Genomic DNA, 23,756 nt, shown 5'->3' with positions numbered 1-23,756 from the left:
TTGGAGGCTGATATGGCGGAGCAGGAACTCGACGTGCGTGGACTGCCGAAGCCCGACAAGCACCCGGCGATCTTCGCGGCCTTCGAGCATGTGCGGCCCGGAAGCGGTTTCGTCCTGGTGAACAACCACGACCCGAAGCATCTGCGGGAGGAGTTCGAAGCCGACTACGCGGGTAGTTACGGGTGGCAGTACGTGGAGTCGGGGCCGCGGGTGTGGCGTATCCGTATCTCCAAACTCTCCGCGCCCGCTCCCCGGATGGCCGAACTGCCACTGAGGGAGGGATGATGACTGGACGACGTGAGGACGTGTTGGCCGCGCTGCGTGACGCGGATCGGGCCCTGAGCATCGTCGAGGTGGCCGAGCGACTGGCGGTTCATCCGAACACCGCGCGCTTTCATCTGGAGGCGCTGGCCAAGAGTGGTCGGGTCGAGACCATCAAGCCCAGCCGTGCCAAACCCGGGCGCCCACCGTTGATGTTCCGGGCGACCACAGGCATGGACCCGGACGGTCCGCGCGACTACCGGATGCTGGCTGCTGTCCTCGCGGATGCGTTGGCGCGTCAACGTGATCCGGCGGGCAGGGCGGTCGCGGCCGGTCGGGCATGGGCGAAAAATCATGCGCCCGCGGCCGCCGCCCCGGACGAGAAGAAGGCCATCGACAAGCTCACCGCGCTGCTCGCGGAGATGGGCTTTGCCCCCGAAAGACGCTTGGATGACCACGATCTCGGCGAAATCGCACTTCGCAATTGCCCGTTTCTGGAACTCGCGGACAGCCGGCGCGACGTCATCTGCCCCGTGCATCTCGGGCTCATGCAAGGTGCCCTGGCGGCCTGGGAGGCGCCGGTCACCGTGGACGCGTTGATCCCGTTCGCCGAGCCCGATCTCTGCGTGGCGGGTCTGGCGCCGAAGGGGCGGTCGTCGTGAGCGCCGCGCTTGCGGTCGCCGTCGCGGTCGTGTTCGTGTGGCTGGGCATGGTGGTGGCGATCTCCTTCATCGAGGCCCCGCTGAAGTTCCGCGCCCCGGGGGTATCCCTGCAGGTGGGCCTCGGCATCGGCCGCTTGGTGTTTCGCGCGCTCAACTCGATCGAAGCCGCGATGGCGGTGATCGTGGTGATCGCCGTCGTGATCGGCCGGCCCTCGACGCTGGCCTGCATCGCGCTCGGCGCAGCGATCCTGATGCTGGTCGCTCAACTGGTGGCGGTTCGGCCCGCGCTGAACCGCCGATCCGACGCCGTGCTGTCCACTCCGCCCGCGGTGAGCCCGGCCGGGCAAAAGCGGTCACGGGTGCACTACGCCTACGTCGCGCTGGAATCGGTGAAGGTCATCGCGCTGATCGTCGGTGGGATCGCGCTGCTGGCGACGTGACGTCTCATTTCAGCAAGGGATCACGGGGGAGCCCCAAAATGCGCTCGGCGATCGTGTTCCTGGTGATCTCCGACGTGCCGCCCGCAATCGTCATGGCCCGGTTACCGAGGTAGGCAAGCGTCAGCATCGGGGTCTGCCCGACGACGGCCGCGGTCCCGGCCAGCGCCAGGCCCAACTCCGTCATCCGCTGACCCGCCTCGGCCACCAGCAGCTTGGTGACGTTGCCCTCCGGCCCCGGTTCGGACCCGGCGATGGCGCGGGTGATTCGGCGCAGGTTCAGCAGCCGCAGCGTATGCGCCTCGGCGAACGCCTCGCCGGCCTGACGCAGGTGGTGCGCCGCGGTGTCGGGCGGCGCATTGTCCAGCAGCTTCATCAACTGGTCGGCGGTGAATCCGGTGGCGCCGCCGGAGCCGCCGCCGATCGAGATGCGCTCGTTGCCCAGCGTGGCCCGCGCCACCAGCCAGCCCTTGTTCACGTCGCCGACCACATCGGCGTCCGGAACGAAGACGTCATCGAAGAAGACCTCGTTGAAGTGAGCGTGCCCGGTCAATCCCCGCAGCGGATTGACTGTCACGCCAGGGGCTTTCATGTCGATCGCCATCATCGTCACGCCGGCGTGCTTGGGGGCGTCGGGGTCGGTGCGTACGGTGGCCAGACCCCACTGGCACTGGTGGGCCAGGCTGGTCCACACTTTCTGCCCGGTGACCCGCCAGCCGCCGTCGACCTTCTTGGCCGCGGTCCGCACGGCCGCGGCGTCCGATCCGGCGCCGGGTTCGGAGAACAGCTGGCACCACAGCACCTCGCCGCGCAGCACGGGTTCCACCCAACGCTCCCGCTGGTCGTCGGTGCCCGCCTGGGCGATGGTCAGCGTCACCCACCCGGTAATCCCCATATCGGGGCGCTCGACGCCGCTGAACTCCTCCTCGATCACCAATTGTTCGAGCACGTCGGCCGCGCGCCCCCACGGTTTGGGCCAGTGCGGCACCAGATAGCCGGAGTCGACGAGGAAGTCCCGCCGCTTGTCGGCGGGCAGGCTGCGCAGCGTGGAGACGGCCTCGCGCGCCTGCTCGCGGTATCTCTCGGCCTCAACCGGCAGGGTGAACGAGGCGCCGTGAGCCTGTCCACTGCGTTGTGCCTCGACGACGTCGACGAGCGGGTCGGCCCCTTCGGTCATCAGCGCGGCCAGCGTGCGGGCTCGCCGCAGATACAGGTGCGCGTCATGCTCCCAGGTGAAGCCGATACCGCCGTGCAGTTGAATGTTGTTCTGTGCGTTGAAGACCTGCGTGCGCACGGCGTGCGAGGCGGCGACGGCGGCGGCAAACCAGGCGCTGTCCAGGTCGTCGGCGCGCGCTGCGTCCCAGGCCGCCGCGGTGGTCTGCTCCGCATTGACCAGCATGTTGGCCGCATGATGTTTGACCGCTTGAAACGTGCCGATGGTGCGGCCGAACTGCTCGCGGACCTTGGCGTACTCGACCGCCATCTCCAGGCTGGCCCAGGCCACGCCGACCGCCTCCGCCGAGGCCAGGATGCGGAACACCGTGAGCGCCTTGCGCGCGGCGCCGCGCAGCACGCGGTCCTCGGCGACGGGAACTGCCCGCAGCGACACCGACCCGATGCTGCGGGTGGTGTCCAGCGACTCGAGTGCGGTGACGACGACGCCCTCGGCGGCGGCGTCGAGCAGCACGACGTCGTCTCCGGCCACGAGCGCGAACAGGTCGGCGTCGGGTGCGCCCAGCACGGCCGGAACCTCACCGGCGACCGTCAGGTCGGACCCGACGCTCAGCCCGCCCGAGACGGCCAGCGCGCCGACGGTACTGCCGTCGGCCAACCCCGGAAGCAACTGGGCGCGAACGGCATCCGATGCGCACCGGTCGATGACCACCGCGGTGGCCACGGTCGGCAGAAAGGGGCCGGGGCACAGTTCGCGGCCCTGGGCCTCTAGGACGACGGCCAACTCGGCGAGCCCGAATCCCGACCCGCCGTGTTCTTCGGCGACGGCCAACCCGGTCCAGCCCAGCTCGGCGGCGCCCCGCCAGATCTCGGCGGGATGCGACGGTCCGTCCTCCAGCGTCGCGCGGGCGGCCGCGCGGCTGTTCACCCGGCTGAGCTGGCCGAACGCCGCATCGGCGAGGTCGGTGTGTTCTTCGGTGATGGCAAGGGCTGACTTGCTCACGGTGGACGTCCTTGTCTACGGTCGGCAGGCGTTTTTCGGCGCTGGATGCCTAACGGTAGTCATCCGCCCAGGTCAGCACATACGTGACGGCGGTCACATCTGATCTTGAAAATGTCACCGGTAGACACTTCCCCGATGTTGTCGTTTGGAATTCGGGGGCCGGGGTACAGTCGCGAAATGACGGTGCGACCGGATACCCGCTACCCCGGGCCGACTCTGATGAGCCGTGCGGAATGGTTGCTGAGGGCCCGGCCCGCCGACTACATGCTCGCGATGAGCGTGGCGTCGGCCTCCCTGCCCGTCATCGGGAAACATCTTGAGCCGCTTGGCGCCGCGGCGGCCATGAGCGTGTGGGGATACCGTCATCTACCCGAATTTTTCGGCGCGACGGCGAAATCGTGGCTTAGCCCGGGCAACGCCGAACTGCGGCGCACCGAGGTCGGCAGCACCCACGCCGTCACCGACGCCGCGCTGCGCGGAATCGTCAACGCCACCGACCTCGACATCGAGTGGCCGCGGCCCGAGCGCATGCCGCCGTTGTGGAAGATGCGCGAACACCGGCGCAACGTGTATCGCAGCTCGGTGCGCTACGGCCCGCTGCCGTCGCAACTGCTCGACGTCTGGCGGCCCAAGGAGTTGCCCGTCGAACCCGCTCCGGTGCTGATCTTCGTTCCCGGCGGGGCATGGGTGCACGGCAGCCGCATGCTGCAGGGCTACGCGTTGCTGTCGCACCTGGCCGAGCAGGGCTGGGTGTGCCTGTCCATCGACTACCGGGTCGCCCCGCACCACAGGTGGCCCGCGCATCTCACCGACGTCAAGACCGCCATCGCATGGGCGCGGGCGAACGTCGACAAGTTCGGCGGCGACCGCAATTTCGTCACGATCGCGGGCACCTCGGCCGGTGGCCATCTCGCAGCGCTGGCCGGTCTGACCGCCAACCATCCAGAGATGCAGGACGAATTGGCGGAGGGCTCGGACACCTCGGTGGACGCGGTCATCGGCGTGTACGGCCGCTACGACTGGGAGGACCGCTCGACCGCGGAGCGGGCGCGGTTCATGGACTTCCTGGAGCGGGTCGTTGTCGGTCGCCGGTCGGCCAAGCACCCCGACATCTTCCGCATGGCCTCGCCGATCGCGCAGGTCCACGCCGACGCGCCGCCGTTCCTGGTGATCCACGGCTCGGCCGACTCCGTCATCCCCGTCGCGCAGGCCCGCGTGTTCGTCGAACGGCTGCGCGCGGCATCGCGTTCGGTGGTCAGCTACGTGGAGTTGCCCGGCGCCGGGCACGGTTTCGACATGATCGACGGAGCGCGCACCGGGTCGACGGCGACCGCAATCGGTCTGTTCCTCAACCAGATTCACCGAAACCGGTCGCTGATCGGCGCGAAGAAGGTCATCTAGGCCGCTTCGAGTAGGAGGTGGTTGTTGAAGAGGCTCAGCGGCTGGGACGCCCTCCTGCTGTACAGCGAGACGCCGGCCGTGCACATGCACACCCTCAAGCTCGCGGTGATCGACATCTCCGAGTTGCGCGGCCGCAAGTTCGGTGTCGATGAATTTCGCGAGGTCATCCACGGCAGGCTCTACAAGCTCGACCCGTTCCGCTACGAACTCGTCGACATCCCGTTCAAGTTCCATCATCCGATGTGGCGGGAGAACTGCGAAGTCGACCTCGACTACCACGTCCGGCCCTACCGCGTGGACGCACCGGGCGGGCGCCGTCAACTCGACGACGCGGTCGGCCGGATCGCCAGCACGCCGCTGGACCGCAGCAGGCCACTGTGGGAGATGTACTTCATCGAAGGTCTCGCCGACGGCCGGATCGCGGTGCTGGGCAAGATTCATCACGCCCTCGCCGACGGCGTCGCGTCGGCCAACCTGCTGGCCCGCGGGATGGATCTGCAGGCCGGGCCCGACCGGGACTCCTATGCCACGGATCCCGCGCCGGCCCGCTCGGAGTTGGTGCGCACCGCGTTCGCCGACCACATGCGCCAGATCGGCCGACTGCCGGGGGTGATGCGCTACACCGCCCAGGGGGTGCGACGGGTGCGCAAGAGCGCGCGCAAGCTGTCCCCGGAGTTGACCCGCCCGTTCACCCCGCCCCCGTCGTTCATGAACCACCGCGTCGACGCTGTGCGCCGATTCGCCACCGCCACACTGGCTCTCGATGATGTGAAGAAGACCGCCAAGCATCTGGGCGTGACGATCAACGACATGGTGTTGGCCATCTCCGCTGGGGCGTTGCGGCAGCTGTCGGTGAAATACGACGGGCGCGCCGACCACCCGCTGTTGGCGTCGGTCCCGGTCAGTTTCGACTTCTCACCCGAGCGCATCTCGGGCAACCGGTTCTCCGGTGTGATGATGGTGGTGCCCGTGCACCTCGCGGACCCGCTGCAGCGAGTGCAGGCCGTGCACGACGGTGCGGTGGACGCCAAGGAGGCACACCACCTGCTCGGGCCCGAACTCGTCAGCAGGTGGTCGGCCTATCTGCCGCCGGCGCCCGCGGAGCGGTTGTTTCGGTGGCTGGGCGAAAAGGACGGCCAGAACAAGGTGCTCAACATTCCGATCTCCAACGTGCCGGGACCGCGTGAACCCGGACGGGTGGGCGGCGCGCTGGTCACCGAGATCTACTCGGTCGGCCCGCTCACCACCGGTAGCGGGCTGAACATCACGGTGTGGAGCTACGTCGACCAACTCAACATCTCGGTGCTGACCGACGGTGCCACGCTGTCGGATCCACACGAGCTGACCGACGCGATGATCGACGCCTTCGTCGAGATCCGCCGCGCCGCAGGCCTTCCCGAGGAACTCACGGTCGTCGAATCGGCGATGGCCCAGTAATCATTCCCCGCGAGCAGACGCGAACACCCCTAAAATTGAGGCAATTAGGGGGTTTTGGCGTCTGCTCGGCGCAGGGATGCTGTATGTCTGGCGTGCACCCAGGACAGGAACTTCTCCACGGCCTGCGCGGTGTAGTGCGCCCGGGGTGACCCGTAGAAGTCGAAGGCGTGCTGGGCGTGCGGGATCTCGGCGTAGACCACCGTGGAGTTCGACACCTTGCGCAGCGCCTCGGCGAAGTCGCGGCCCTCCTGCACCGGGATGATCGAGTCGTCCTGGCCGTGCAGGATGAAAAACGGTGGCGCATCGGGCCGCACCCGCCGGATCGACGATGCGTCGACATAGGTTTGCCGGTTTTCGGTGATGCGCTTCTTCACGACGAATTTCTGCAGAAATGCGATGAATTCGCGGCGGCCCGTCCCGCGTGCGGACACCCAGTCGTAGCGGCCGTAGATCGGCACGGCCGCCGCGACGGAGGTGTCGATGTGCTCGAATCCCGGTTGCCACTGCGGGTCGTCGAAGGTGAGCGCCGCCAGCGACGACAGGTGTCCACCCGCCGACCCGCCGGTGATCGCCACGAAATTCGGGTCGCCGCCGTAGTCGGCGATGTTCTCCTTGATCCAGGCCAGTGCGCGCTTGACGTCGACGATGTGGGCCGGCCAGGTGTGCCGCGGGCTGACGCGATAGTCGATCGACACGCACACCCATCCGCGGTCGGCCAGGTGGCTCAACAGCGGATAGGCCTGGGGCCGCCGCATGCCGATCGCCCAGGCGCCGCCCGGGACCTGCAGCAGCACCGGTGCCTTACCGTCGCGGGGCAGATCCGCGCGCCGCCAGATGTCGGCGTGGTTGACCCGCGGATGCGGCCCGTACTGAACGGTGTCGGCCCACTCCACGTAGCGCCGCCGGATCAACTCGTTCGGCGGCACACCGACGAGGGCGCGACGCCGGCGCGCCGGCTGTGACTGCGCAGCGATCGACTCGTAGTCCTCGCCCAGCGTTTCGCGCAACGGTTCCTCGAAGTAGCGTCGCGACGTCGCGTTGCGGTACATGATGAGGCCGAGCAACGCCCACGAGATCGCCGTGAGCACCAACGCAATTCGCCCACCGGCACCGCGGAAGTCACCGCGGATCGCGCGCCGGATCGCATCCAGGATCGAGCCGACCAGATACAGCGGTGCAGCCTCGGTCGTCGGCCAGCCGAACGCGAACACCGGAAGGGTGATGTACCCCTCCCGCGCGATGGGCCGCACCCCGTTGGCCGCGTTGACGAATTCCGCGATGGCCCGCGGCAGCGCAAAGCGCCGCATCAGCCGAGCACCGGCAGCCGGCGCTCGGCGGCCAGTTCGTCCAGCGCGCGCTGCATGAGATGGCGAACATGGGCGTCGACCTCGTCGATGTCGGGGCTCTTGCCGAACTCCGCGACGATGTCGACCGGCGGCAGCACCCGCATCACGATCTTGGCGGGCAGCGGGATGTTGGGAGGTATCACCACGCTCAACCCGAAGGGGAAGCCGAACGAGATCGGCACGATCTTGGTTCGCGCCAGCCGCGCGATCGGCCCCAGGCGTTTGGCCAGCCACGTGCCGCGGGAGAGGAAGATCTGGGTCTGCTGACCGCCGATGCCGACCGCGGGCACGATCGGCACCCCCGCGTTCAGGGCGGCCTTGATGTAGCCGGTGCGGCCACCGAAATCGATGACGTTCTCGCTGAAGGTCGGCCGGTACACGTCGTAGTCTCCGCCAGGGAACACCACCACCAGCCCGCCGGAGCGCAACGCCGCGTCGGCGTTGGAGTGGTTGGCGCTGATGTAGCCGATCTTGCGGAAGAAATCCCCGGTCGGTCCCGTCATCAGCATGTCGTGGCTGAGCGTGTACAGCGGCCGGCGGTACCCGTGTTGTTCGTAGAAATGGGCGGCCAGGATCGGCACGTCCATCGGCAGCATCCCGCCGGAGTGGTTGCACACCAGCAGCGCACCGCCGGCGGGCACGTTCTCGAGTCCGTGCACCTGCGAGCGGAAGTAGCGCTTGAGGAACGGCCGGGTCACGCCCATCACCCGCTCGGTGAGCTCGGGATCCCACTGGGTGAGCTCCGAGCGCTCGCTGTCGGTCGCGGTCACGGGCGGTCCCCTCGCAGCAGAATTGAAACGTGTTCTAGTTTACCGGTTCGGCGGCACGTTTGGCGCGGCACCCACCCGGCTACGTTAGGGCCATGGCCCCCGAATCGCTTGTGGGCCGCTACGAGTTGCGGACCGTTCTGGGCCGCGGCGGTATGGCCGAGGTCCTCGACGGCTGGGACACCCGCCTCAACAGGCCGGTCGCGGTCAAGCTGCTGTACCCGGCGTTCACGGGCGACGCCGTGGCGCGTCGCAGATTCGCCGACGAGGCGCGGGCCGCCGCGGCGCTCAACCATCCGCACATCGTGGCGGTGCACGACTACGGCGAGCACGACGGCGTCCCGTTCATCGTGATGGAGCGCCTGCCCGGCCGGACCCTGGCCGACGAGATCGCCGCCGGCCCGATGCCGCCGCAGCGGGTGCACTCGATGCTTGCCGACGTCCTCGGGGCGCTGGGCGTTGCGCACGCCGCGGGCGTCGTGCACCGTGACATCAAACCGGGCAACGTGCTGATCGCCGGGGACAGCGGCGCTATGAAGGTCGCCGACTTCGGGATCGCCAAGACCGCAGGCGCCGCGCACACCGCGACCGGCCAGATCGTCGGGACCATGGCCTACATGAGCCCCGAGCGGGTGGCGGGTGCGCCGGCTTCGACCGCCGACGACATCTACGCCGTGGGCGTGATGGCCTACGAGGCGCTCACCGGTCGCCGACCGTTTCCGCAGGAGAATCCCGCCGCCCTGCTGCACGCCATCCTCGACGCCCCGCCGTTACCGGTCGCCCTCGCTCGTCCCGACGCCGATCCGGCGCTGGCCGCGGCGATCGACCGGGCGATGGCCCGTGACCCCGGTATGCGATTTCCCGGTGCAGCGGCGATGCGCGACGCACTCGACGGCCAGCCCGCGCGGCCCGCGACCAAGGTGCTCGCCCAACCGCTGGCGCCGTCGGCGAACTACTTCGTTCCCCCGCCCACCCGCCGCCGACCCATGAGTCGGGAACGCAAACTGCTCGTGGCCGCGGCCGCATTCGTCGGTCTCGTGGTCGCGGTGCTGGCGCTCGCCCTCGATCCGTCGACGACCACGCAAGCCCCGGAGCCGATCGGCACCAGCACCACCGCCCTCGCGCCTCCGCCTCCGCCACCGCCACCGCCGTCGTCGAGTGCTGCTCCAGTGCAGGAGCCCCCGAAGGGCCCGAAAAAGAAGAAAGGGGAGGACCAGGGCCCCGGCAACGGCCGTGGTCACGGCAACGCCGGCAACCGCGGCAACGGCAACGGCAGGGGAGATTAGCGACGCGATCGGCCGGCCGGTCACCGACCGCCCCTACGGCGCTCGCCGACCGAACTGTCTTTGCCGACCCGCGCAGACCGGGCACAACCGCCTCCCGGTCGGCGACGACCGACCGCTCGGCTTGACGGGTGTCGCGCTCGTTACGATCACGGCGTGAGCAACGAAACCACAGGGACCCAGCAGCCCGTCCTGGTCGAGCAGCGCGACCGGATCCTGATCATCACCATCAACCGACCCGAGGCCCGCAACGCCGTCAACGCCGCGGTGAGCCAGGCGTTGGCCGACGCGATGGACCGACTCGACGGCGACAAGGACCTGTCGGTCGGCGTCCTGACCGGAGCCGGTGGCTCGTTCTGCGCGGGGATGGACCTCAAGGCGTTCGCCCGCGGCGAGAACGTCGCGATCGAGGGCCGCGGTCTGGGCTTCACCGAGCGTCCGCCGAACAAGCCGCTGATCGCCGCGGTGGAAGGCTTCGCGCTGGCCGGCGGCACCGAACTGGCGCTGGCCACCGACCTAATCGTGGCGTCCAAGGAGTCCGCCTTCGGCATCCCCGAGGTCAAGCGTGGACTTGTCGCCGGCGGCGGCGGGCTGCTGCGGCTGCCCCAGCGCATCCCGTACGCGATCGCGATGGAACTGGCGTTGACCGGTGAGAATCTGCCCGCCGTGCGGGCCCATGAACTCGGCATGGTCAACGCGCTGGCCGAACCGGGCCAGGCGCTCGAGGCCGCGATCGCGCTGGCCGAGAAGATCACCGCGAACGGGCCGCTGGCGGTCGCCGCGACCAAGCGCATCATCGTCGAGGCGCGCGGCTGGAGCCCGGACGAGATGTGGGCCGAACAGGGCAAGATCATGGCTCCGGTGTTCACGTCGAACGACGCCAAGGAAGGCGCGATCGCGTTCGCCGAGAAGCGCGCGCCGAAGTGGACGGGCACCTGAGGGTTTCTCCGACCGCCGGGGTGGGCAACCGAGTGGCGTGACCACCTCGGCCCCACTGCGGCGCGTGCGAAAGCGCGCAGCGGGGCCGATCCTGCTGCTGGCCGGCGTCGGCGCCGTCGTGGCCGCGGTCGTTTTCGTGCGCGGCCGACAGGCCGAGGGGTCGCCGACACCGGTCGACGGCCTACCTCACCTGTAAGGAGACCGTGCATGTCGCACAGCGACCTTCCCATTCCGGACTACGACCAGCTGCCGTTGACCGACCTGCGGCACCGCATCCGCTCGCTCGACGAGGCCCAGCTGCAGCGGGTGTTCGAGCACGAAACCGCCCACGGCAACCGCATTCCGGTGCTCGAGGTGGTGCACGCTCGGCTCAGGGATCTGCGGCACGGTGCCGAACCGTCAGGCGGCGACCAGGCCAATGCCCCCGGCGTGAGCGGAACCTCCGGTGGCTCGCAGGTACAGGAGTCGACGGCCGCCGAGCCCGGCACCCCGCTTCGTCACGGCATGGCCGCGCAGACACCCTCCCGTGGCCGTCGGTAGCCGGTGAGCGCGGGAGTCGACATCGGCGCGTACTGCGCGCGCATCGGGCACACCGGGCCGACCGAGGCCACCGTCGACACACTCCACGCCGTGGTGGCCGCACACAACCGGTCCATCCCGTTCGAGAACCTCGACCCGCTGCTGGGCATCCCGGTCGCCGACCTCGGCGCGGCGGCGCTCTTCGACAAACTCGTGCACCGGCACCGTGGCGGATACTGCTTCGAGCAGAACGGCGTGATGGGTTACGTGTTGGCCCAGTTGGGCTTTGGAGTACAGCGCCTGGGCGGCCGGGTGTTGTGGATGAACACCTCCGGCACGCTGCCCGCGCAGACCCACGAGACGCTGGCGGTGACGGTGCCCGGTACACCAGGACAGTGGTTGGTCGACGTCGGGTTCGGCGGTCAGACCCTCTCGTCGCCGATCCGATTGGAAACCGGTCCGGTGCAGCAGACCCGCCACGAGCCCTACCGGTTGGTCGACCATGCCGACGGACTGCTGTTGCAGGCGCAGATCCGCGGGCAGTGGCAGCCGCTGTACGCCTTCACCGCCCGCCCGCAGCCGCAGATCGACCTCGAGGTCGGAAGTTGGTATGTCTCAACGCATCCCAGCTCACGATTTGTGGTGGGGCTGTCGGCGGCGCTGGTCACCGACGACGCCCGCTGGAACCTGCGTGGCCGCCACCTGGCAATCCACCGTGACGGCGACACCGAACGCGTCCGGTTCGACAGCGCAGCGCAGGTGATGACGGCGCTGACCGACCGCTTCGGTATCGACCTGTCCGACCTGAAGGGATATGACGTCGAGGCGCGGATCAGCGAGGTGCTGGACAGCTGACGGATACTCGGTGAGCCACTACCGGACTGGATGAGAAGGGGCAACTGAGATGGCGACCGTCTATTACACCGCCGCCAGCCTCGACGGCTACATCGTCGACGAATCCGACAGCCTGGACTGGCTGACCTCGCGCACGATCGAGGCCGACGGGCCCTTCGGCTACGACGAGTTCATCAAGACCATAGGCGCGGTGGTGATGGGCTCGGCCACCTACGAGTGGATCGTGCGCAACCATCCCGGCCCGTGGATGTATGAGCAACCGTCGTGGGTGCTGACCCGCCGCCCACACATCGTCGCCGCGGACCATCCCGTGCACATCGCCGCAGGCGACGTCGAGGAACTGCACCCGAGGCTGGTGTCCGCCGCGGCGGGCAGGGATGTGTGGGTGGTCGGCGGTGGGGACGTGGCCGCGCAGTTCGCGGCGGCGAAATTGATCGACGACATGATCGTGAGCTACGCGCCGTGCTCACTGGGCGGCGGCGCACCGGTGCTGCCCGTTCGCTCGGAGTGGAAGTTGGTGGAGTCCGCCGTCAACGGCGAATTCGTCTGCGCCAGGTGGCGCGCCGCTCAGGTCGTCGGCATACCGTAGCGGCGGACGAATTCCCTTGACTTGATCAGGAATTCGAGTTGGCTGGCGACGTCGCGCAACGGGTCCACGGTGCGGGTGGAGCGGCACAGCACGACCGACCCTTCCAGGGCTGAGATGCACATGATCGCCAGGGATGCGGCGTCGGCCTCCTCGAAACCGTCCGCGACGAACGCCAGGGTCAACCCGTCCCGCCAGTGCCGGAAGATGGCGCCCGCGACGGTCGTCAACTGCGGCCCGACGTCGGCGGATCCGATCGCCGCCGCGACCACCGGACATCCGGCCGTGAAGTCGCTTTCGACCAGCATCTCCTGCCAGAACGCGACGAACCGCCGGATCAGGTGCAGGCCGCCGTTGGCGGCGGCCTCCTCGATGACCCCGGTGATCTCCTCGCCCGCGTACTGCAGCGCCTCGGTGAGGATCTGGCTTCGGCCCTGCGGGAAGTGGTGATACACCGAACCGCGCGGGGCGCCGCTACGAGCCAGCACCTCGTCGATCGTGACACCGGCGGCCCCCCGCTCGCGCAGTACCTCGGCGGCGCTGATCAGCATTTTCATGCGGGTCGAGATACGGGTGGGGCGACCCTTGACGGTCGTCAGATCGCGCCCGTCTGCCGGAGCCGCGACGCACGCCAGCCCAGCCGGCGCGGACCGTTGCGGAAGGCGGACCGCCGGATATGCAGTTCGCGCGTCACGCGCCAACCGGCGATGTTGAGCTCAACGATCCACATGAGCTGCCTTCCTTTCTATGACTTGAACCATAGAAGCGGCAACACATCGGGGCAACATTTGTATTCCGAATCACAGCGCGCGCGACTGTGAGCAGGACGAACAGCGCCGCGCGAAATTGCCATCGCGCAGTGGGCGACCGGCCCGGATTATGGTGAAAACCATAATCCGGGCCTGCCCGCGGTTATTCGGGGGTGTAGCCGAACGGCAGCAGGATGCTCTTCTGCTCGCAGTAGGCCTCGATGCCTTCCCAGCCGTTCTCGCGGCCGATGCCGGAGTTCTTGTATCCGCCGAACGGGGCCACCGGATCGAACGCGTACATGTTCACCGCGTACGTACCGGTGCGGATCTTCGACGCGATCTCCATGGCCTTCTCGTTGTTCGTGGTCCACACGCTGCCGGCCAGGCCGTACACCGAGTCGTTGGCGATGCGCACCGCGTCGTCCTCGTCCTCGTAGGGGATGACCGCGAGCACCGGGCCGAAGATCTCCTCCTGCGCGATCGTCATCGAGTTGTCGACGTCGGCGAACACCGTCGGCTGCACGAACCAGCCCTTGTCGAGGCCCTCGGGCCGGCCGCCGCCGGTGACGATGCGGGCGCCTTCCTCGACACCCTTCTTGATGTAGCCCTCCACGCGCTCACGCTGTGTCTCGGAGATCAGCGGACCGACCGCGGCCGCCGGGTCGTCGGGCAGCCCGACCGGCATCGCGGCCACGGCGCCGGCCACCTTGTCCACCACCTCGTCGTAACGCGAGCGCGGCGCCAGAATCCGAGTCTGCCCGACGCAGGCCTGCCCGCAGTTCATCAGCCCGGAGAACACCAGCATCGGCAGCGTGGAATCCAGGTCGGCGTCCTCGAGGATGATGGCCGCCGACTTGCCGCCCAGCTCCAGCGTGCACGGCTTGAGGTTGTCGGCGGCGATCTTGGCGATCTCCTTGCCGACCGCGCTGCTGCCGGTGAACGTGTACTTGTCCAACTCGGGGCTGGCGGTCAGGGCACGGCCGGTCTCGGCGCCGCCGGGCACGATGGACAGCACGCCCTCGGGCAGGCCCGCCTCGGCGAACATCTCGGCCATCGCGAACACCGACAGCGGGGTCTCCGCGGCGGGCTTGAGCACGATCGTGCATCCGGCCAGCAGCGCGGGGCCCAGCTTGTTGGCGGCCAGGAAGAACGGCACGTTCCATGCGGTGACGGCGCCGACGACACCGATCGGTTCGCGCACCACCTGGGTCTGCCCGTACACGCCGTCGCGGATCTCCTTCCAATGGAACTTGTCCGCTGCGCCCGCGTAGAACTGGAACGCCGACATCGCCGCGCCGTACTGCATCATGTCGACGATGGTCTGGGGCTGACCGGTCTCCGCGGCCAACAGGAACTTCAGTTCGTCGGCGCGTTCCTCCATCAGCGTGATCGCCGCGCCCAGGATCGCGGCCCGCTCCTGCGGCGACATGTGCGGCCACGGCCCCTCGTCGAACGCCTTGCGCGCGGCCGCGCACGCGGCGTTGACGTCGGCCTCCACCGCCAGCGGCACCTTGCCCACCAGGTCGCCGGTGGCCGGTGAGCGCACCTCGATGACCTCCGAGGAGGACGGCGCAACCCACTTGCCGCCGATGAACAACTTGTCCCACTCGGTTCGATACTTGGAAGCCACGGTCTGTGTCATGACCGTCACACTACCCACGATCAGCGGGAAGTAGAACCTGTTCCAGTCGGCGGTCGCAGCACCAGCACCAGATTGCTCACCAGGAACTCGCGCAGCACCGGTACGTCGGTCATCCACCAGGCCCATCGAGGGTGGTAGCGGGGGAATGCGGCGAGCAGTGCGCCGGTGCTGGCCGCCCACTGCAGCCCGTCGGCGGCCGATACGGCGAACAACGACGAGCCGTAGTCGTTCTTCGGCCGGTGCCCGTGTCTGCGGGCATACCGTGCGGCCGCGCGGGCGCCGCCGAGGTAATGCCACATGCCGGTCTCGTGACCGCCGAACGGCCCCAGCCACACGGTGTAGGACAGCACCACCAGACCGCCCGGCCTGGTGACCCGCAGCATCTCGCGGCCCATCCGCCACGGATGGGACACATGCTCGGCGACATTCGACGACAGGCAGATGTCCACGCTGGCGTCGGCGAACGGCAACGCCAGGCCGGACGCGCGCACATAGGCAGCCTCGGTGTGGTCGGCGGCAGGCCCGGAGTGCATCTGATGGATTTCTGCAGGGTCGGGTTCCACGCCGACGTACGCCAAGCCCGCCTCGGCGAACGCGGCCGCGAAATAGCCGGGCCCGCCGCCGATGTCGAGCAGCGTGCGGCCGTGCGGGGAGTCACCGGTCGCGGCCGACCAGAGATCGGTCACCATCGCGGCGGTGTCGGCGGCCAGCGCCCCGTAGAACCGGGCCGGCCGGGTCTGCTCGAAGCGGAATTCGCGCAGCAACCGCCATGACCGCGACAGCGTGGCCCGGCGGGCGAAGGAGTCGGTGACGGCCATCGGACGAACAGTAGCCAGCCATTAGGGTGGACGGGATGTCCGACCGCCCTGTCCGCTCCGTGCTGCTGCTGTGCTGGCGCGACACCGGCCACCCCCAGGGTGGCGGCAGCGAGACCTATCTTCAGCGCATCGGCGAACAGTTGGCCCGGTCGGGCGTGCACGTGACGCTGCGCACCGCGCGGTATCGGGGCGCGCCGCGCCGCGAAGTGATCGACGGGGTGCACATCAGCCGGGGCGGCGGCCGCCACACCGTCTACCTGTGGGCCGGCCTGGCGATGGTGCTGGCCCGCATCGGCCTCGGCCCGCTGCGCAGTGCGAGGCCCGACGCCGTCATCGACGCCCAGAACGGGATTCCGTTTCTGGCCCGGCTGGCCTACGGGCGCCGGGTGGCCGTGCTCGTGCACCACTGTCACCGTGAGCAGTGGCCCGTTGCGGGCCCGGTACTGGGCCGGCTCGGGTGGTTCATCGAATCGCGGCTGTCGCCGCGGGTGAATCGCGCCAACCAGTACGTGACGGTGTCGCTGCCCTCGGCTCGCGATCTCACCCGTATCGGTGTGAACGCCGGACGAATCGCCGTGGTGCGCAACGGACTCGACCGGGCACCGGCCGCGACGCTGTCGGTGCCGCGCTCGCCGACACCGCGGGTGGTGGTGCTGTCCCGGCTGGTGCCGCACAAACAGATCGAGGATGCGCTGGACGCCGTCGCCGAACTGCGTACGCGGATCGACGGCCTGCATCTGGACATCGTCGGCGGCGGATGGTGGCGACAACGCCTCGTCGACCACGCCGAACTGCGCGGGATCACCGATGCGGTGACCTTCCACGGACACGTCGACGAACCAACCAAACACGCTGTGCTGCAGCAGTCCTGGGTGCAGGTGTTACCGTCGCGCAAAGAGGGCTGGGCGCTGGCGGTGACCGAGGCTGCCCAGCACGCGGTGCCCACGATCGGCTACCGGTCCTCCGGCGGCCTGACCGATTCCGTCGTCGACGGGGTGACCGGCCTGCTGGTCGAGGACTACGACGGGCTTGTCGACGGGCTTGCCCGGGTGCTGTCCGACCCGGAGTTGCGTGAACAGTTGGGCACCAAGGCGCAGGTGCGCAGCGGCGAGTTCTCCTGGCAGCAGAGCGCGGCCGCGATGCGCACCGTGCTGGAATCGGTCTCGGCGGGCCGCCACGTCAGCGGCGTGGTCTGACCTTACGACGCCCGGCGGCGCCGCAGCCGCCCCAGCATCCATCCGGCCATAGCGCCGATCAGCAGGGTCAGCCACCCGAAGTGCGTCGCGAGTAACACCGCGCGCCCCGGCGCCGCGGGCTGGTCGCCACCCACCCGGTACAGCGTCAGCTCCCCGCCGCGGTATGCCACTGGCAGTTCCAATGTTTCTGTCGCGGAGTCGGATTCGGCGACGACCCAGCCCACGCCGGCGCGCTCCAGTTCTTCGCGCGACGCCCCGTCCAGCAGCAGCTGTTGGACCTGCCTGGCCCGCAGGCCCTCACCGGGGATGACGCGCCCGCCGACGCTCAGGTCGCCCGACGCCAGCACGTCGGCCCGCACCCACCTCGGCAGCGGATCGAGCACCGGCGCGTCCCCGGCCCAGTCGAACCGCCGCATGCTGCCCACTGGAAGGACCGCGACCGGCCGCGGCTCGGCGTTGATCATCTCCGCGACGGCTGGCCATTCCGGCGGGTACCGCACCGCGGTGACCTTCCCGCCCACGCCCCATGCGAGATCGGGCAGCGTGGCAAGCAGTGCGGCGCAGCAGACGGCCGCGGTGGCCGCCGTCGGTATGCGCCGCCGCAGCGTGAGAACCGCCGCGGCGCCCGCCAACGCGTAGGCCGGCATCGCCAGCCCCACCCACTTCTGGGCGTCGCGCAGCACCCCGAGACCCGGCAGCGTGCGGATCGTCGCCTCGAGCAGTGCCAGGCCCGGCCCGGTCGCCAGCAACGTCGGCGCCACCACCGCGGTGGCCGCCAGCCACAGCAGCGGTATCGCCACCGGGCGGCGCACCAGCACCGGCAAACCCAGCGCAACGACGCCCAGCAGCACAGCCGCCGCAACCACCGCGAAAAGCGTTGTCCGCGAATCGGGTACGGACTGTCCGTTCCAGATGCCACCGAGGCTGGCCAGGCTGCCGAACGTTCCCAATCCCGGCTCGGCGCGGGCGGCGAACCCGCGCACCCCCTCGGCCTGCGAGGACTGCAACGAGTCGGCGACCATGGCGGCCGTCAGCCATGGCAGCGCGGCCACCGCGGCGGCCCCCAGTGCCACCGCCGCGCATCGCCACCGGGGCCAACCGTCGCCGGGCGCGCACAGACTCACCACGGCCACCGTCGCCGCCAGCATCAACCCGGTGGGGGTCAACCCAGCCAACGCGATCCAGAACGCCAGTGCGCACGCGCCCGACCAACCCGGTGCCCAGCCACGCAGCGCCAGCGTTGTCGCCGCGACCCACGGCAGGCACCCGTAACCGACGACCAGACTCCAGTGCCCCTGCAGCAGGCGTTCGGCGACGAACGGATTCCAGATCGCCAGCGTGGCGGCCACGAACTGACCGGCCACGCCGGCGTCGGGCAGCACCACCGCGACAAGTCGCGCCGCACCCCACCCCGCCAGCCACACCCCGGCCGCCAGCAGGAGCTTGACCACCAGGCCGCCGTCGAGCACCGCCGAGGCCATCGCCACCGCGAAGTCCTGGGGCAGCGCCCGCGGGGCGGCCTCCGCGAGTCCGAGCGCGCCGTCGGAGAGATACGAGCGCGGCGTGGACACCGCGTCCCGCAGCAGCAGGTAACCCGGGGCGAACAGCGGGGCGGTCACCGCGACCGCCAGCACCAGCGCGTAAGCGGGCGCTACCAGCGTGCGCGCCCGCTCAGACGCGGGAAAGCGTGCGATCAGACCGGTCTGTCCGGCGGCAGGTCGGTGGGTCTGGACGCGGGCAGCTTCTCCGTCTGCGCTTCGGCGCCGGGCACCGGTTCCCCGGTCTCGCCGCGGGCCCCGAAGAAGCCGTGCTCGGCCTCGTCGAGGCCGGGGTCGATGAGCGCGGATTCCGCCCGCAGGCTGAACGATCCCAAAAGCGCGCCGCCGATGAGCATGACCAACCCCGTCGCGGTGAACGTGATCGGCAGGATGCGGCCCCACAACGCCACCCGATCACGCTCGTCTCCGGCGCTGGCCACCTGCGTTTCGACGGTCTCCTCGTCGTAGGAGACCTTGAAGTCGACGAACGTCACCTCGGGCTTGAGCGCTTCCCGGGCGTAGTAGTGGTAGCCGTGCTCGTCCTTCTTGACGATGGTGCCCGACACGGGTTCCACCCAGAACGTGCGCTGCGCGGCGTAGTAACGGGTCATGGTGATCGGCTCGTCGGGCTCGCCGGGCACCTCCCACATCGAGGCGGGCGCGGTGACCTGGCTGTCGGCGTCGTCGTCGTAGAGCGACGAGTACTTGACCGGCTCCACCAGCTTGCCGTCGGCGTCGTAGCCGACGTTCTGGCTGAACCGATAGGTCGTCATGCCGTTGACGTCCTCTTCGCCGTCGTAGTTGGCGTCGAAGGCCTGCTGGGCGATCGGGTCGAAGACCGGATAGCTGCGCTTCTCGGTGCCGACCGGGAACCGGTAGGTCAGACCCTCGTGCGGAAGCGCGATGTTGGTGGGTGGCTGCTCGTCTTCGATCGCGCGTGGCTTCTGCACCGCGCCACCGGGATTGCTCTCGGTGGACACGGCCTCCGCGGTGGTGCGGTTGACCGTGACGGTGTCGACCAGCGCCAGCAGCAGCCCGGCGTCCTGCTGCTTGTCGGTGCGTCGCAGCGAGCTGCCGACCTGGAGTGTGACGACGTCGGCATTGGACGGCGCCTCCACGGTGAGCTGCTCCTGCAGCACCATCGGCACGTCACGGTCGACGACGAAGCGCTCACTGTTCAGCGAGGCCGGATCGAACGCCGTACCGCTGCCGTCGCTGACAAGCGTGGTGTCGAGGTCCAGCGGAATCTTTGCGATCTTGCTTTCGGTGTACGTCGAAAGCAGCAGGGCGGCGATCAACAGGGCAGCGCCCAGCCCCATCAACCCGCACGCCGCAATACGCAGCGCCACTGCGCGGTTCAAACCGTGCCTCCTTCAGCTGCGGGTCCCCCGAAAAAACCTGTTCGACCCTAACAGCACACATTAAGGTCGTCGCTTACTCCGAACGCATTCGCCCGCGGCGCTTTGACTACCCCTTTTTCCGGGGCCCGGCACACTCGCGGCACACTGGTCGTCGTGACCGGAGCCATCCAGGTGGGCGGAACCCGCAGCTTCCTGCCCGCCGTCGAGGGGATGCGCGCCTGCGCGGCCGTCGGAGTGGTGGTCACCCACGTCGCCTTTCAGACCGGTCACACCTCCGGGTTCACCGGCAGGTTGTTCGGCCGATTCGACCTCGCGGTCGCGGTGTTCTTCGCGCTGTCGGGCTTTTTGCTGTGGCGCGGCCACGCCGCCGCGGCCCGCGGCCTGCGCGACGTCCCGCCCACGGGCCACTACCTGCGCTCTCGCGTCGTCCGGATCATGCCGGGCTACCTCGTCGCGGTGGTGCTGATCCTGAGCCTGCTGCCCGACGCAAAGGCCGACCTGACGGTATGGCTGGCGAACCTGACGCTGACTCAGATCTATGTACCGCTGACGCTGACCGCCGGGTTGACCCAGATGTGGAGCCTCTCGGTGGAGATGGCGTTCTACCTGGTGCTGCCCGTCCTGGCGCTGTTGGCGCGCCGGGTGCCGGTCCGCGCGCGCATACCGGTCATCGCGGCCGCGGGGATGGCCAGCTTCCTGTGGGTGCTGATCGGATTCGACACCCCCTACGGTGTCAACGCGTTGAACTGGCCACCGGCCTTCTTCTCCTGGTTCGCCGCCGGGATGCTGCTCGCCGAACTCACCGTCAGTCCGATCGGGTGGGCGCACAGATTGGCCAGGCGACGGGTGCTGATGGCCGGTATCGCCGTCGCGGCGTTCGCGGTGGCTGCCTCACCGGTGGCCGGACCCGAAGGCCTGACCCCCGGCACCGCGAGCCAGTTCCTGGTCAAGGTCGCGATGGGCGCGGTGGTGGCGGCGGCGCTGGTCGCGCCGTTGGTGCTCGACCGCCCCGACACCGCGCATCGTCTGCTCGGCAGCCCGACGATGGTGACACTGGGCCGGTGGTCGTACGGCTTGTTCATCTGGCACCTGGCCGCGCTGGCGATGGTGTTCCCGGTGATCGGCGAGTTCCCCTTCAACGGCCACATGCCGGTCGTGCTGGTGTTGACCGTGGTGTTCGGGTTCGCGATTGCCGCGGTCAGCTACGCGCTGGTCGAGTCGCCATGTCGGGTCGCGTTGCGGCGCTGGGAGTTTCGCCGCCAACGCCCGGCTCCGCCGCTGGACTCGTCGGTCCGGGACGTGCCGGAGCCCGTCGCACGTTAGCTGGACTGCGCGGCCCGCCGCGAGATGACCTCGTCGCGGACCGCTGAGCGCCTGGCCTTCCCGGCGTCATCACGCAGTGGGGTGCCGCTGAACTCCACCGAGCGGGGAACCTTGTATCCGGCAATCCGTTCGGCCAGGTACGCGATCACCGCATCCTCGTCGAGACCGTCTGCCTGCACGATCGCGTGTGGCACCTGGCCGAGATCCTCATCGGGCACTCCGACCACCAAGCAGGACACCACGTCCGGGTGCGCGGACAACGCCGACTCGATCTCGGCGGGATAGACGTTGCGGCCCCCGACGGTGAACATATCCACCCGGCGGTCGTTCAGGTACAGGAAGCCCTCGGCGTCGAAATAGCCCATATCGCCGATCGACTCCCATCCGTCGCGGCTCTTGGCCGTCGCGCCGACATAGCGGTAGGTCGGCGCGCTACCGGGTGCCGGACGCAGGTAGATCTCGCCGGTCACCCCGGGCGGGCATTCGTTGCCGTCGTCGTCGAGCACCTTCATCTCGCCGGCCACCACCACCCCGACCGAGCCGGGGTGGGACAGCCATTGCTCGCCGGAGATGAACGTCAACGCCTGTAACTCGGTGCCGCCGTAGAGTTCCCACACGACGTCGGGCCCGAGGATGTCGATCCACGCGCGCTTTACGGCCGGCGGACACGCGGCGCCGACATGCCAGAACCTGCGGATCGACGACAGGTCGTAGGCGTCGGGGTGCGCGCGGTACACCGGCAGCAGTCGTTGCATGATCGTCGGCACGGTGGTCAGAAACGTCACCCGGTGTTCGGTGGCCAACCGCAGGAACTCGTGCGGGTCGAAGCGTGGCATCAGAACCATGTGATGGCCCTGCACCAGTCCGATCGCGAACGTGGTGAAGCCGGTGTTGTGACTCAGCGGCACCGAGAGCAGATTGACGTCGCCCTCCTTGGCGCCCAGTGGGTAACCCGCGGCGGCGGGTAGCCGGCTGTCGCCGCCGGCTTCGATCAACTTCGGCCGTCCGGTGCTTCCGCCGGACGCCATCGACTTCCACACCGGCGAAACCGCTTCCGGCAACGGCCCGTCGGAGAACTCTGGACCGGGGGAGAAATCCGAAGACAGGCTGGGGGACCGGCCGCTGGGGTCGTCGCGGCCGACCACCAATGCGGGCGGGCGCAGTTCGAGCAGGGCGGTCAACTCGGCGTCGGGCATGCGTGCCGAAAGTGGCTGCGGCACCGCACCGAGCTTCCAGGTGGCCAACACCGCCGTGGCCCACTCGATCGAATTGGGCAACACGACGGTAACGTAATCACCTTGTCGCACACCGAGTTCGGCGAAGGCGCGGGCAACCCGGTTGGTGACGGACTCGAGTTCGCCGCGGCTGATCGTGCGGCCTGCGCAGGTCAGCGCGGGTGCAGCGGGGTCCGCGGCGGCCAGGCGGGAGAACTGCGTGCTGATCGGGGGAATCTCGTCCATCTTCGGCCCATCTTAATAGGTACCCGCGGTCTCGAAGATTCTGCGCGGATTGTCCACCAGCATCGTGGTGAGCTGATCGTCGGTGACGCCGCGCCCCTTGAGGGCGGGGATGACGTCGTTGTGGATGTGCAGATAGTGCCAATTCGGCATCGCGACCGCCACAACGTCTTCGGGCAGCCAGTCGATGAAACACGAGGCGTCGTGCGACAACACCATCTTGCCGGCGCGGCCGCGCTCGCACATCGTCGCCACGGTGGCCACCCGGTCTTCGAACGACAGAAATGTGTCGACACCGAAGCGGTCCATCCCGATGTAGGAGCCGTTGCCGATCAATTCCTCGAGATACCCGATATCGGTGGTGTCGCCGCAGTGGCCGATCACCACACGGGTCAGGTCGACGCCCTCGTCGGCGAAGATGCGCTGCTGCTCCAGACCCCGTCGGGTGGCCGCGTGGGTATGGGTGGAGATCGGCACGCCCGTGCGCCGATGCGCCTGCGCGACCGCCCTCAGCACGCGTTCGACATCGGGTGTCACGCCGGGTTCGTCGGTGGCGCACTTCAGGATTGCGGCCTTCACCCCGGTGTCAGCGATGCCTTCTTCGATGTCGCGGACGAACATGTCGACCATGGGCTCGGGCCCGTCGAGCAAGGTGCCCGGCCCGCTGAAATGAAAGTACATCGGCACGTCGTGGTAGGTGTAGACGCCGGTGGCGACCACGATGTTGATGTCGGTCTGGGCGGCGATGCGCGCGATGCGGGGGATGTAGCGGCCCAGCCCGACGACGGTGAGGTCGACGATGCTGTCGACACCGCGCGACTTGAGCTCGTTGAGCCGGCGCACGGCGTCGGCCTCGCGTCTGGCCTCGTCGCCCCACACCTCGGGGTAGTTGTCGGTGATCTCCGGCGACAGGACGAAGACGTGCTCGTGCATCAGGGTGACGCCGAGGGCGGCGGTGTCGAGGGGACCACGAACGGTGTTCAGCTGCGGCATCTCGCCGATG

24 protein-coding genes are annotated in these 23,756 nt (G+C 68.9%); 13 read left to right on the top strand and 11 right to left on the bottom strand.

Features of this window, described 5'->3' with window-relative positions; all coding sequences use genetic code 11:
• Positions 1-12 precede the first annotated feature (12 nt).
• Genes ABQE89_RS03395 through ABQE89_RS03385 form a run of 3 tightly spaced genes read left to right on the top strand, consistent with a single transcriptional unit; the run spans position 13 to position 1,363 of the window.
• Positions 13-285, top strand: a complete 273-nt coding sequence (locus tag ABQE89_RS03395) for a DUF2249 domain-containing protein (protein WP_448414106.1) — start codon at positions 13-15, stop codon at positions 283-285.
• The gene (locus tag ABQE89_RS03390; protein ID WP_448414104.1) at positions 285-923 is read left to right on the top strand and encodes a helix-turn-helix transcriptional regulator; all 639 of its coding nucleotides are present in this window, start codon (positions 285-287) and stop codon (positions 921-923) included. Before ABQE89_RS03395 ends, ABQE89_RS03390 begins: the two co-directional genes overlap by 1 nt.
• The gene (locus ABQE89_RS03385) at positions 920-1,363 is read left to right on the top strand and encodes a hypothetical protein (protein ID WP_448414102.1); all 444 of its coding nucleotides are present in this window, start codon (positions 920-922) and stop codon (positions 1,361-1,363) included. Before ABQE89_RS03390 ends, ABQE89_RS03385 begins: the two co-directional genes overlap by 4 nt.
• A 4-nt stretch (positions 1,364-1,367) precedes the next feature.
• Here ABQE89_RS03385 and ABQE89_RS03380 read toward each other — a convergent pair whose 3' ends face one another.
• The gene (locus ABQE89_RS03380; protein WP_448414101.1) at positions 1,368-3,536 is read right to left on the bottom strand and encodes an acyl-CoA dehydrogenase family protein; all 2,169 of its coding nucleotides are present in this window, start codon (positions 3,534-3,536) and stop codon (positions 1,368-1,370) included.
• Between the two features lie 177 nt (positions 3,537-3,713).
• Between ABQE89_RS03380 and ABQE89_RS03375 the strand changes: the two genes are divergently transcribed.
• Positions 3,714-4,937 carry an alpha/beta hydrolase fold domain-containing protein gene (locus tag ABQE89_RS03375; protein ID WP_448414099.1) on the top strand — a complete coding sequence of 408 codons (1,224 nt, stop codon included), beginning with the start codon at positions 3,714-3,716 and terminating at the stop codon, positions 4,935-4,937.
• Between the two features lie 24 nt (positions 4,938-4,961).
• Positions 4,962-6,374, top strand: coding sequence for a WS/DGAT/MGAT family O-acyltransferase (locus tag ABQE89_RS03370; protein ID WP_448414097.1), 1,413 nt, complete (start codon positions 4,962-4,964; stop codon positions 6,372-6,374).
• 44 nt (positions 6,375-6,418) lie between these two features.
• On the opposite strand, the gene ABQE89_RS03365 is transcribed toward ABQE89_RS03370, so the two are convergent.
• Positions 6,419-7,681, bottom strand: coding sequence for an alpha/beta hydrolase (locus ABQE89_RS03365; protein ID WP_448414095.1), 1,263 nt, complete (start codon positions 7,679-7,681; stop codon positions 6,419-6,421).
• A complete protein-coding gene (locus ABQE89_RS03360; RefSeq protein ID WP_448414093.1) occupies positions 7,681-8,490 on the bottom strand; it encodes a lysophospholipid acyltransferase family protein in 810 nt (269 codons plus the stop codon). Before ABQE89_RS03360 ends, ABQE89_RS03365 begins: the two co-directional genes overlap by 1 nt.
• A gap of 92 nt (positions 8,491-8,582) precedes the next feature.
• Here ABQE89_RS03360 and ABQE89_RS03355 point away from each other — a divergent pair, with 92 nt between their 5' ends.
• From ABQE89_RS03355 to ABQE89_RS03330, 6 genes are all read left to right on the top strand, one after another.
• Entirely contained in the window at positions 8,583-9,773 is a 1,191-nt protein-coding gene (locus tag ABQE89_RS03355) for a serine/threonine-protein kinase (RefSeq protein ID WP_448414091.1), read from the top strand.
• A 153-nt stretch (positions 9,774-9,926) separates the two neighbouring features.
• Positions 9,927-10,709 (top strand): crotonase/enoyl-CoA hydratase family protein, encoded by a 783-nt coding sequence (locus tag ABQE89_RS03350; protein ID WP_448414089.1) that lies wholly within the window; start codon positions 9,927-9,929, stop codon positions 10,707-10,709.
• A 37-nt stretch (positions 10,710-10,746) separates the two neighbouring features.
• Positions 10,747-10,905, top strand: coding sequence for a hypothetical protein (locus ABQE89_RS03345; protein ID WP_448414087.1), 159 nt, complete (start codon positions 10,747-10,749; stop codon positions 10,903-10,905).
• 11 nt (positions 10,906-10,916) lie between these two features.
• On the top strand, positions 10,917-11,249 hold the full coding sequence (locus tag ABQE89_RS03340; RefSeq protein ID WP_448414085.1) for a DUF8129 domain-containing protein: 333 nt from the start codon (positions 10,917-10,919) through the stop codon (positions 11,247-11,249).
• Between the two features lie 3 nt (positions 11,250-11,252).
• On the top strand, positions 11,253-12,083 hold the full coding sequence (locus ABQE89_RS03335; protein ID WP_448414083.1) for an arylamine N-acetyltransferase family protein: 831 nt from the start codon (positions 11,253-11,255) through the stop codon (positions 12,081-12,083).
• Positions 12,084-12,132: 49 nt separating this feature from the next.
• Positions 12,133-12,672 carry a dihydrofolate reductase family protein gene (locus ABQE89_RS03330; protein ID WP_448414081.1) on the top strand — a complete coding sequence of 180 codons (540 nt, stop codon included), beginning with the start codon at positions 12,133-12,135 and terminating at the stop codon, positions 12,670-12,672.
• On the opposite strand, the gene ABQE89_RS03325 is transcribed toward ABQE89_RS03330, so the two are convergent.
• The 4 genes from ABQE89_RS03325 to ABQE89_RS03310 all read right to left on the bottom strand — a co-directional run bounded on the left by ABQE89_RS03325 (position 12,651) and on the right by ABQE89_RS03310 (position 15,878).
• Positions 12,651-13,226 carry a TetR/AcrR family transcriptional regulator gene (locus tag ABQE89_RS03325; RefSeq protein ID WP_448414079.1) on the bottom strand — a complete coding sequence of 192 codons (576 nt, stop codon included), beginning with the start codon at positions 13,224-13,226 and terminating at the stop codon, positions 12,651-12,653. The genes ABQE89_RS03330 and ABQE89_RS03325 overlap by 22 nt on opposite strands.
• 38 nt (positions 13,227-13,264) lie before the next feature.
• Positions 13,265-13,399, bottom strand: coding sequence for a hypothetical protein (locus tag ABQE89_RS03320; RefSeq protein WP_448414077.1), 135 nt, complete (start codon positions 13,397-13,399; stop codon positions 13,265-13,267).
• Positions 13,400-13,581: 182 nt separating this feature from the next.
• Positions 13,582-15,060 carry an aldehyde dehydrogenase gene (locus ABQE89_RS03315; protein ID WP_448414075.1) on the bottom strand — a complete coding sequence of 493 codons (1,479 nt, stop codon included), beginning with the start codon at positions 15,058-15,060 and terminating at the stop codon, positions 13,582-13,584.
• A gap of 20 nt (positions 15,061-15,080) precedes the next feature.
• A complete protein-coding gene (locus ABQE89_RS03310) occupies positions 15,081-15,878 on the bottom strand; it encodes a class I SAM-dependent methyltransferase (protein ID WP_448414073.1) in 798 nt (265 codons plus the stop codon).
• A 35-nt stretch (positions 15,879-15,913) separates the two neighbouring features.
• Here ABQE89_RS03310 and ABQE89_RS03305 point away from each other — a divergent pair, with 35 nt between their 5' ends.
• A complete protein-coding gene (locus tag ABQE89_RS03305; RefSeq protein ID WP_448414071.1) occupies positions 15,914-17,074 on the top strand; it encodes a glycosyltransferase family 4 protein in 1,161 nt (386 codons plus the stop codon).
• A 2-nt stretch (positions 17,075-17,076) separates the two neighbouring features.
• Here ABQE89_RS03305 and ABQE89_RS03300 read toward each other — a convergent pair whose 3' ends face one another.
• Both ABQE89_RS03300 and ABQE89_RS03295 read right to left on the bottom strand, forming a co-directional pair.
• On the bottom strand, positions 17,077-18,693 hold the full coding sequence (locus tag ABQE89_RS03300) for an MmpA family trehalose lipid delivery protein (protein ID WP_448414069.1): 1,617 nt from the start codon (positions 18,691-18,693) through the stop codon (positions 17,077-17,079).
• Positions 18,694-18,767: 74 nt separating this feature from the next.
• A complete protein-coding gene (locus ABQE89_RS03295; RefSeq protein ID WP_448414067.1) occupies positions 18,768-19,973 on the bottom strand; it encodes a cell envelope lipid trafficking protein PgfA in 1,206 nt (401 codons plus the stop codon).
• 210 nt (positions 19,974-20,183) lie between these two features.
• Between ABQE89_RS03295 and ABQE89_RS03290 the strand changes: the two genes are divergently transcribed.
• Complete coding sequence (locus tag ABQE89_RS03290; RefSeq protein WP_448414211.1) at positions 20,184-21,296, top strand: acyltransferase family protein; 1,113 nt, start codon at positions 20,184-20,186, stop codon at positions 21,294-21,296.
• Here the strand turns inward: ABQE89_RS03290 and ABQE89_RS03285 are convergent.
• The gene (locus ABQE89_RS03285; protein WP_448414065.1) at positions 21,293-22,756 is read right to left on the bottom strand and encodes an AMP-binding protein; all 1,464 of its coding nucleotides are present in this window, start codon (positions 22,754-22,756) and stop codon (positions 21,293-21,295) included. The two genes, ABQE89_RS03290 and ABQE89_RS03285, sit on opposite strands and share 4 nt — an antisense overlap.
• 12 nt (positions 22,757-22,768) lie before the next feature.
• Positions 22,769-23,746, bottom strand: coding sequence for a phosphotriesterase family protein (locus ABQE89_RS03280; RefSeq protein WP_448414063.1), 978 nt, complete (start codon positions 23,744-23,746; stop codon positions 22,769-22,771).
• Positions 23,747-23,756: the final 10 nt, after the last annotated feature.

The organism is Mycolicibacterium sp. XJ1819, from assembly GCF_053483675.1.
This window is presented reverse-complemented; position numbering and strand designations above follow the sequence as displayed.